Consider the following 9,662-nt stretch of genomic DNA (forward strand, 5'->3'; position numbering starts at 1 on the left):
TCATCACCTATTTCTTGATTACAGGAGCATCTAAAGGTTTATCTAAAGGCACGTTCATTAAACGTAAGGATTCTTGCATAACACGGGCAAATACAGGCGCAGACACCGTACCACCATAGTAGGTCCCTTGCGGGTTTTCGACCACAACCACCATCGCTAAACGCGGGTCGCTGACTGGTGCTACACCAGCAAAAAGTGCACGATATTCATTGGTTGAGTAGCCTTTACGGTCAGCACGTAATTTATGTGCGGTTCCTGTTTTACCCCCCACACGGTAACCCGGAATGGTTGCACGAGTCGCGGTACCACCCGGTAAAGTTGCCGTTTCCATCATCAACAAAACTTGATCCGCAATTTTTGGATCAATCATTTGTTCACCACGGGGCGGCGCATCTAACTTATACAAACTCAAAGGCATTTTCACACCTTTGTTAGCCAACATGGCATAAGCATCCACCATTTGCAGCACAGTCGCATTTAAGCCGTAGCCATATGCCATGGTCGCGACTTCCGATACATTCCATTTACTTGGTGGAAGAATTAAACCACCACTTTCACCGGGGAATTTAACCGCAGAACGCTGACCAAAACCGAGACGTTTGTAAAAAGTCGGTAAAGTTGCATAAGGGAGAGATAAGGCAATTTTAGCCACACCCACGTTAGAGGATTTTTGAATAATCCCGCCCAAAGTCAGTGGACCGTAGTTATGCGTATCTCGAATGGTGTGGTTACCGACCCGCATTGAACCCGGAGTGGTATTGACCACCGTATTCGGCATATATTTGCCGCTTTCCAAAGCCATTGAAATGGTCAAAGGCTTCATGGTTGAACCCGGCTCGAAAGAGTCAACCGCACCACGGTTACGCATGGCATCTTTATTCGACAAACTATTTTTATCGTTCGGGTTATACGACGGCCACGACGCCATCGCTAAAATTTCACCCGTTTTCACATCGACCGCAATCGCTGTTGCAGAACGAGCATTATTGGCTACACCCGCAGCGGTCAGTTCACGGTACATAATGTACTGAAGGCGCGAATCAATACTGAGCGTAATATTTTCGCCCGGCTCAACTTCTTTAACTACCTCGGCATCTTTAAAACGATTGCCCTTTTTATCTCGAACAATTTGCTGCTCACCATCAATACCCGACAGGCGTTGATTCAGCTGCATTTCTAAACCTTCAATACCCGAACCTTCACTGTTGGTCAAACCAATAATTTGCGCATTCGGTTGTGGTTGCGGATAGTAACGCTTGTAGTTCTTTTCGGTATACACCCCTTGGAACTCACGTTTCGCAATCAGTTCAGCTTGCTGAGGTGGCACTTCTTTTTTCAAGACCAAGTAGCGCGAACGCGGACGTTCATTCAGCTTCCGCTTCAGTTCTGCACGATCCATGCCCACAGCATCAGCCAGTTCATCCAGATTTAGGTTTTTGTCTGGTAATTGACGCTTCAATTTACGATTGTGCGGATCTTTGGCTAATTCAGCAGTAATCTCATCAAACAGTTTTTTATTATCAAAATAATCACGTGGATCAATCACCACTTTCATGATCGGCGTACTGATCGCCAAAGGCACACCATGACGGTCATAAATCACACCGCGCATGGCTTTAATTTTTTCAGTTCTTAAAATATTGGCATTGGCTTTGTTTTGCAAAAACTCAGTATTGATGACCTGTACGTAAAAAGCACGTCCAACCAAAGCAATAAAGCAAGCTAAAACCACCGCCCACATGAGATAAAAGCGCCACATTTCAACCTGTAGAGCCGATTTTTCAGTCACCGCTTGCTGTTTTTTACGAGTGGGTTTACGCTTTTCTACCATGTTACAGCGGCCTTATTTTTTGTCTTCTGAAGTCGTGGGTAAAGAAATCACTACGGTTTGCGCCGCAGGTGGTGAATACATGCGCAGTTGCGTCACCGCGCGCGTTCCAATTTGTGCAGTTGCGCCAAAAGTTTGCTGTTCAATCAGCAAACGGCCCCACTCTGCATTTAAGTCATCACGCTCGCGCATAAAAGAGCTCATTTCGCGATAGTCATGACGGTATTCAAACACTTGGAACACCACCATCATGGCACTGATAAACACCAGCACCAATAAAATGACATAGGCAATCAGCTTCTTAAACTTTAACTTTGTTGGAATTTTTTCAACGACTTCAGTTTTCATTATTCGCCTTTAAGTGCTAAGCGCTCTGCAACTCTAAGCCATGCACTACGTGAACGTGGATTGGCTTTAACCTCGGCATCACTTGCTTTCACACGTGATACTTTCTTTAAACGACGTGTATCTGGTCGTTGTTGTGGCATACCCCAACCCATGTCTTCCTCAAGTGTCGACTCTTTTTGAATAAATTGTTTAATTAATCGATCTTCTAAGGAATGGAAGCTAATCACAGCCAAGCGACCATTCGGTTTTAATACGTCTACCGCTTGCGGTAGGAAAACTTCAATATCTTCTAATTCTTTATTAATGGCAATACGAATTGCTTGGAAAGTTCGTGTTGCGGCATGTTTATTTTTTTCCCATTTCGGGTGCGCTACTTTCACAATTTCAGCCAACTGCGCTGTGGTTTCAATCAACCCAGCCACTTTAATGGCTTTGGCAATACGACGGCTATAACGCTCTTCACCATATTGAAAAATAATATTGGCTAACGCTTCTTCCTCAATATTGACCAGCCACTGTGCTGCGGTTGGACCTTTTGAATTGTCCATACGCATATCCAGTGGTCCATCTTTCATAAAACTAAAGCCACGCTCAGCCTGATCAAGCTGCGGTGAAGACACGCCCAAATCGGCCATAACCCCATCCACCAAGCCAATGCCGCGTACTTCTAACTCATGCTTAAGGTCAGCAAAGCTGGCATGGATAATTTTAAAACGTGGATCTTCTTGTTCTAAAATCGCGGCTGTTTCCAGTGCTTGCGGGTCTTTATCAAAACCATAGACACGTGCATTTTCATCCAGCTTAGACAACAGCAAGCGCGTATGTCCGCCACGACCAAACGTCCCGTCAATGAAAATCCCTGTATTGCGATCTGCTACCAAAGCATCAACAGTTTCGTGAAGTAATACAGAAATATGCGACATAAAGACTCAATATGATCGGAAGGAAAAATGTAACTGCACATTATTACCTTGTTTTAACAAAGCTCCAAACGACTTTTTGTAGGGAAATATTACTTTTCATAGACAAAACCGTTTTTAAACGGCATTCATTATCAAAAAAAGCCTCCCAAGGGAGGCTTTTTAAGTAGTAGCTGAAATAATTAACTGGATTATTTACGGCTATTATAGATTTGGTCGAAGGTCGCCCCATTCACAAAGTGGGTCTTTTGAGCATTGGCCCAACCACCAAACACTTCATCAATGGTGAAGGTTTTTAACGGTGGAAATTGCGCTTTATATTTTTCTAAAACTGCAGCATTACGCGGACGATAGAAGTGTTTCGCCGCCATTTCCTGACCCAGTGGTGAATATAAATAGTTGATATAACCCTGTGCTAACCACTTGTTGCCATTTTTCGCCACGGTCTTATCCACGATTGCCACCGAAGGCTCGGTTAAAATCGAGATCGATGGATAAACAATATCGAACTGATTTTTACCTAAAGTTTTTTGTGTCACTAAGGCTTCATTTTCCCAAGTCAATAACACATCACCAATGCGACGTTCTGCAAAGGTGGTCATAGACGCCCGTGCCGCAGAGTCCATCACTTTCACGTTATGGTACATTTTACCCACGAACTCTTTGGCTTTGACCTCATTGCCACCAGGTTGTTTCAGTGCATAACCCCAAGCAGACAGATACACCCAACGTGGTAGACCGCCTGTTTTAGGATTAGGCGTAATAATTTGTACACCCGGTTTGGTTAAATCAGACCAGTCCTTAATTTTTTTCGGGTTGCCTTTGCGTACCATGAACACAATGGTCGATGTATAAGGCGCAGAGTTATTTGGGAACTCTTTTTGCCAACCCGGCTGAATTTGACCTGATTTAACAATTTCTTCAATATCATTGGCTAAGGCCAAGGTCACCACATCCCCTTTTAGACCATCCACGACCGAACGGGCTTGTTTACCTGAACCCCCGTGTGACTGTTTAAAGTCAACCGTTTGTCCTGTACGGCTTTGCCAATAGGCACCAAAGGATTTATTGAACTCATCGTAAAATTCACGTGTTGCATCATAGGATACATTGAGCATAGTACGGTCAGCCGCTTGAGCTGATGTCATACTGAATGTCAGACCTGTTGCCACTACGGCAGCAGCCCAAAGAGATTTCAAATGCGTTTTCATGGCGTATTAAATTAAATATCAAGAATTATGCTAAATATATGAAACAAAATCATAAATCGCAATTCGCTTTTGTTTTTTAAATACACATTATTTTTGAATCACTGAGACTTAATGAATTGTTTTTATTTAAAATAATAGCAAACACTTTACTTATTCTTATTATATACATTTTTATGCTTAAAATATAATAAAAGTGGATATACGTATATCCACTTTTATGTCCGAACGTGATCTCATTAAACCACAGCACGTTTATTTTTCAGTATAAATTTGATCAAAGATCGCACCATTTACAAAGTGAGTTTTCTGCGCTTTGGCCCACCCTCCAAAGACATCATTAATATTAAAGGTTTTTTGCTTTGGAAACTGAGCAAGGTATTTAGTCGCCACTTGTTTATTTCGTGGACGGAAGAAATGCTTCGCCGCCAACTCCTGCCCTTTTGGCGAATATAGATAGTTTAAATAGCCCTTGGCCAAATTTCGATTGCCGTTTTTGTCGACGGTTTTGTCCACAATCGCAACTGACGGTTCCGCTAAAATCGAAATAGACGGATAAACAATATCGTATTTGTCTTTACCTAGGCCTTGGGTTGCCAGTAAAGCTTCATTTTCCCAAGACAACAACACATCACCTATGCCTCGTTCAGCAAACGTGGTCAATGAACCTCGAGCACCAGAATCAAGGACTTTGACATTTTGATAAAGTTTTTTCACCAATTCTTTGGCTTTAGCATCATTACCTCCCGGTTGTTTTAACGCATAACCCCAAGCCGATAAATAGATCCAACGCGGTGCACCGCCTGTTTTTGGATTTGGGGTAATAATCTCAACCCCCGCTTTGGTTAAATCATTCCAGTCTTTAATTTGTTTGGGATTACCTTTACGCACTAAAAAAACAATGGTTGAAGTATAAGGTGCAGAATTATTTGGAAATTCTTTTTGCCAGTTTTTATCAATTTGTCCAGTATTCACAATTTCATCAATATCATTGGCCAAAGCCAAGGTCACCACATCTGCTTGTAGACCAGTTGCAACGGCACGTGCCTGCTTGCCCGATCCACCATGAGACTGCTTAAAGTTGACCTCCTGCCCAGTTTTGCTTTTCCAATACTGTCCAAAGGCTTGATTATATTCTTGATAAAACTCACGGGTCGGATCATAAGACACATTTAAAAAATCTTTTGCCGCATAAACACTGGCTGCAAAGCCCCCAAGTAATACTAAAATAGATGTCGCTAATATTTTTTTCATTGCTTTACACTCGAACTGAATTTGCTCACTATATAAACAACAAAAAATCAACACAATCATCTAGTTATAATTAATTATGGCTTTTATATCTGATAAAAAGATATCTCTAAAAGGACTATTTTGTGCACTTTTAGGGATAAGCCCATATCCATCCTCCACAGATCAAGCTCAAAATCTCCATGCTATCTCCACAGTTATTTGGTACAAAAAGCCAAATGATTTATATTTGATGTTTAAATGTCAATTTAGCCCAAATTTGTTTATAATTTTGTAAATTGTGTGACACATTTCTACTTTTTTATTTGTAAAATCGGTTAAATTGAAAATAGATTACCAATGACTTTAATAAAAATCTGTTCCAATACCATGTTGAGAGGGGGAAAAGGACATGAAATCAACATTTTTACATACCGTTACGTTAAGTATCGGCTTGGCTTGTTTTAGCCAACTGGGACATAGTGCAGCCATTCAAAGCAATGATAAAGCGACGATGCCAACTGAGAAAACATCGTTGATCGAAAAAGCGCTCAGCCAACAAAAAGGCAGTGACCGAACCACAATGACGGATACTGATTTAAAAATCATGACCTCAATCAAAGTTGCACCGACACAAAATTTCTTTGCTACACAAAACCAGCGCTTTAGCCGTTTTGTGCAATCATTGTTCCTCTAAACTAAAAATAAGCCACAGTGTCGTAACCACTCTCAAGTTATGACATTTGCGTACTAAAGCCTGATCACTGAATGTTGAATTAAGCATTAAGTGGTCGGTCTTTTTCGTTATAATAGACCTCAATTTACATTCTGAATCATAATTGGCTATGACTGTTCGTACTCGTATTGCACCCTCTCCAACTGGCTTCCCGCATGTGGGCACAGCGTATATTGCGTTATTTAACTTATGCTATGCCAAGCAACATGGTGGTGAATTTATTCTGCGGATTGAAGATACCGACCAACTTCGTTCGACTCCTGAATCTGAAAAAATGATTTTAGATTCATTGCGTTGGTTAGGATTGAATTGGTCTGAAGGTCCAGACATTGGTGGGCCACATGCACCGTATCGCCAGTCTGAACGCATGCATATTTATAAACAATATGCACTGGATTTGGTTGAAAAAGGTCATGCGTTCTACTGCTTTGCAACGAGCGAAGAGTTGGATCAAATGCGTGCAGAACAACAGGCACGTGGTGAAACACCAAAGTACGATGGTCGTGGTTTAAAATTATCTGCTGAAGAAATCCAAAATCGTCTTGCTGCAGGTGAGCCACACGTGATTCGTATGAAAGTGCCAGAAGAAGGCATTTGTACAGTCAATGACTTACTGCGCGGGGAAGTAGAAATCCCTTGGGCACAAGTGGACATGCAAGTCTTGCTTAAAACAGATGGTTTACCGACCTATCACCTTGCCAATGTTGTCGATGACCATTTGATGCAAATCACCCACGTTTTCCGTGGCGAAGAATGGTTGCCTTCTGCACCTAAACATCAGTTGCTGTATCAATACTTTGGTTGGGAAATGCCTGTACTGGGTCATATGCCATTATTACGTAACCCAGACAAATCAAAACTGTCGAAACGTAAGAACCCAACCTCTATTAACTACTACAAAAATATTGGTGTCTTGCCTGAAGCCTTGTTGAACTACTTAGGCCGCATGGGCTGGTCGATGCCAGATGAACGCGAAAAATTCACATTGGCGGAGATGATTGAACACTTTGATATTCAACGTGTATCCCTCGGTGGTCCAATTTTTGATGTGGAAAAACTGAATTGGCTCAATGGTCAATGGATCAAAGGCTTAAGCCCTGCTGAACTGTTAGATACTTTATTGGCATGGAAAGCCGATCGTAAGATGCTCGAAGACATCGCCGCAGCGATTCAACCTCGTATCAACTTGCTTTCAGAAGCGGTGAACTGGTCTGCGCATTACTTTAACCAGTTCCCAAGCTTGACTAAAGAACAGTTTGAAAGCAAGAAACTGAGCGAAGAACAAGTTCGTCAAAGTCTTCAATTTGCGATTTGGCGTTTGGAAAGCATGTTCACATGGAACAATGACACCGTAAGTCAAACCTTGATGGACTTAGCCAGCCAAATGGAAATTAAGCTCCGTGACTTTATGCCAGCGTTCTTTATTGCCATTGCAGGTTCAACCGCTTCGACCCCAGTGATGCAAACCATGGTCACCATTGGCCCTGACTTAACCTTCGCGCGCTTACGTCATGCCCTTGAAATTGTGGGTGGTCCAAGCAAAAAAGAAGCAAAAGTTTGGGAAAAACTCAATGAAAGTCTAAAATTGCCGAAAAATGAAGCAGTTGATGAAGCTTAATTGATTTTTTAGTTGACGCATGGGCGTTATATCCCTAATATAGCGCTCACACAGAGAGACGGTGTTAACCACTCAACGTGATGCCTCAATAAGTCCCTATCGTCTAGAGGCCTAGGACATCGCCCTTTCACGGCGGTAACCGGGGTTCGAATCCCCGTAGGGACGCCATATTTAAGATGGCAACATCTGGTAAAAAACCCAAGCATTATGACTTGGGTTTTTTATTGCCTCAAAATTATCAGCACTTCATTACCACGCTTTTTTGGCTTTCTGCTCCAATCCGATTAGAATACAGCATAGATTCGAATTTTGGAGTTGTAATGCAATATCGTTGTCCTCAATGTCAAAGCCCAAAAATTATGCCTGTTGCTCAAGCGGGGGCTCCAGCAACACGCCCTGTCGTGCCTAAAAGTCTGGTTTTTTTAGTTCCAGCCATTTTTGTATTATTACTTTTGGTGCTCATTAGCATCGCAATGTGGCTATTCGGGAATGGCACTGGCTCAACACTACAAATTGCAACGGTTGTGGTTTTCATCATATGTGTGATTGCTGGCTTCTTATTTTACCGCGACCTTCCTGATTTTAAGATTTCAATGCAAGGCTTCATGCAGTCTCAGAAAAAATGGAAATGCCGTGAATGTGACCATGAGTGGGAAATCTAAGCCTTAACTTAGAACCCGCATCCAAAAAGGGAGTCTATGCACTCCCTTTTTATCTACTCAAATAATAATTATTATCACCTGTTAGTTTTTCTCGATATAATCAAAAACCTCATCTTACGAAATATTTTTAGGCCTAGTCTTTATGAAAAACGCTCTACTCTGCACACTTTTATTCTGTTCAGTGGCTCAAGCACATGAACCCTATGTCGCTCCACTGGCGTATCACACTGAAAATAGCCAAGTCCCTGTATTGAGCGCCTATGCAGAACAAGCCTTTCATCCTGAATATACCCTAAAAGATATTTCGTTCACCGTTTTCCAGCCAAACCAAACACAGACTATGATTCAAGCACAAAAGCACTTAGAATCTGCAACTGCATTTGATCTTAAGCTACCGGAAAAAGGCACCTATACCATTTTTGCCAAGACCTCATATCCAATTGAATATGTACAACATAATCGTCAATGGAAAATTTTTGCCGATGTCGCAGCAGACAAAGTCCCTGCTTTAAGCGAGCGTGACTATGTCATTCCGAGTGACTTTAAAGGCAAAGTACCAAGCAAGGTCTCTACGGTTCGCGAATGGAGCATTCAAAGCTATGTGAGCAAAGACAGCACCTCACCTGTTGCTGTAACGCCAGCCCCAATTCAAGTCAACTTCAAAACCCATCCAAACCAAATCACGGTGCAACAACCTGTACAGCTGCAAATTACCCAAGCAGGCAAAGCACTTACACATGCAGAACTGATGGTTCGTGCTCAAGGTGAGCTTGAGCAACAAGCGAAAAGCACACCTGTCGATGCACAAGGCCATGCCACACTCACGTTTGCACAAGCTGGGCAATACCTGATTGAAGTGAGCGAAAAAGTCGATGTCAAAGCAAAACCTAAAAATCAGTATTACACCATTATCAGCTTACAAGTGAATGCCCCTAAAACGCCTTAAGCGGCAATTGATAAGCATAAAAAAACCAGCCCGAAGGCTTAATGCCAGTCAGTTAAGAAATTGACTGGCATTTTCTTGGGTACTTTTGAGGCTTTATTTTGACGACTCTAGGGCATTGCCTTGATCTTCTTTCAGGCAAAACAAACATTTTAGACTGTTCCAGCAA

Annotated in this window: 9 protein-coding genes and 1 tRNA gene; 5 read left to right on the top strand and 5 right to left on the bottom strand. The window is 42.1% G+C overall.

Annotation, left to right across the window (positions count from 1 at the left end):
• Positions 1–7: 7 nt before the first annotated feature.
• From ftsI to MF4640_RS07835, 5 genes are all read right to left on the bottom strand, one after another.
• Entirely contained in the window at positions 8–1,831 is a 1,824-nt protein-coding gene (gene ftsI, locus MF4640_RS07815) for a penicillin-binding protein PBP3 (RefSeq protein WP_078389190.1), read from the bottom strand.
• A gap of 12 nt (positions 1,832–1,843) precedes the next feature.
• On the bottom strand, positions 1,844–2,176 hold the full coding sequence (ftsL, locus tag MF4640_RS07820) for a cell division protein FtsL (RefSeq protein WP_004691506.1): 333 nt from the start codon (positions 2,174–2,176) through the stop codon (positions 1,844–1,846).
• Positions 2,176–3,099 carry a 16S rRNA (cytosine(1402)-N(4))-methyltransferase RsmH gene (gene rsmH, locus MF4640_RS07825; RefSeq protein WP_078389191.1) on the bottom strand — a complete coding sequence of 308 codons (924 nt, stop codon included), beginning with the start codon at positions 3,097–3,099 and terminating at the stop codon, positions 2,176–2,178. The genes ftsL and rsmH overlap by 1 nt, the downstream gene beginning before the upstream one ends.
• Before the next feature lie 188 nt (positions 3,100–3,287).
• Positions 3,288–4,307 carry a sulfate ABC transporter substrate-binding protein gene (locus MF4640_RS07830; protein WP_078389192.1) on the bottom strand — a complete coding sequence of 340 codons (1,020 nt, stop codon included), beginning with the start codon at positions 4,305–4,307 and terminating at the stop codon, positions 3,288–3,290.
• A gap of 252 nt (positions 4,308–4,559) precedes the next feature.
• Positions 4,560–5,558, bottom strand: coding sequence for a sulfate ABC transporter substrate-binding protein (locus tag MF4640_RS07835; protein ID WP_078389197.1), 999 nt, complete (start codon positions 5,556–5,558; stop codon positions 4,560–4,562).
• A gap of 388 nt (positions 5,559–5,946) precedes the next feature.
• On the opposite strand from MF4640_RS07835, the gene MF4640_RS07840 reads away from it, so the two are divergent.
• From MF4640_RS07840 to MF4640_RS07860, 5 genes are all read left to right on the top strand, one after another.
• A complete protein-coding gene (locus MF4640_RS07840) occupies positions 5,947–6,231 on the top strand; it encodes a hypothetical protein (RefSeq protein ID WP_062032184.1) in 285 nt (94 codons plus the stop codon).
• 148 nt (positions 6,232–6,379) lie between these two features.
• The gene (gltX, locus tag MF4640_RS07845) at positions 6,380–7,888 is read left to right on the top strand and encodes a glutamate--tRNA ligase (RefSeq protein WP_078389193.1); all 1,509 of its coding nucleotides are present in this window, start codon (positions 6,380–6,382) and stop codon (positions 7,886–7,888) included.
• A gap of 92 nt (positions 7,889–7,980) precedes the next feature.
• Positions 7,981–8,056 (top strand) — tRNA-Glu (locus MF4640_RS07850).
• 152 nt (positions 8,057–8,208) lie between these two features.
• Positions 8,209–8,550, top strand: coding sequence for a hypothetical protein (locus MF4640_RS07855; RefSeq protein ID WP_078389198.1), 342 nt, complete (start codon positions 8,209–8,211; stop codon positions 8,548–8,550).
• 142 nt (positions 8,551–8,692) lie between these two features.
• Complete coding sequence (locus MF4640_RS07860; RefSeq protein ID WP_078389194.1) at positions 8,693–9,496, top strand: DUF4198 domain-containing protein; 804 nt, start codon at positions 8,693–8,695, stop codon at positions 9,494–9,496.
• Positions 9,497–9,662: the final 166 nt, after the last annotated feature.

It is taken from the genome of Acinetobacter sp. MF4640, from assembly GCF_002018895.1.
Lineage (GTDB): Bacteria > Pseudomonadota > Gammaproteobacteria > Pseudomonadales > Moraxellaceae > Acinetobacter > Acinetobacter johnsonii.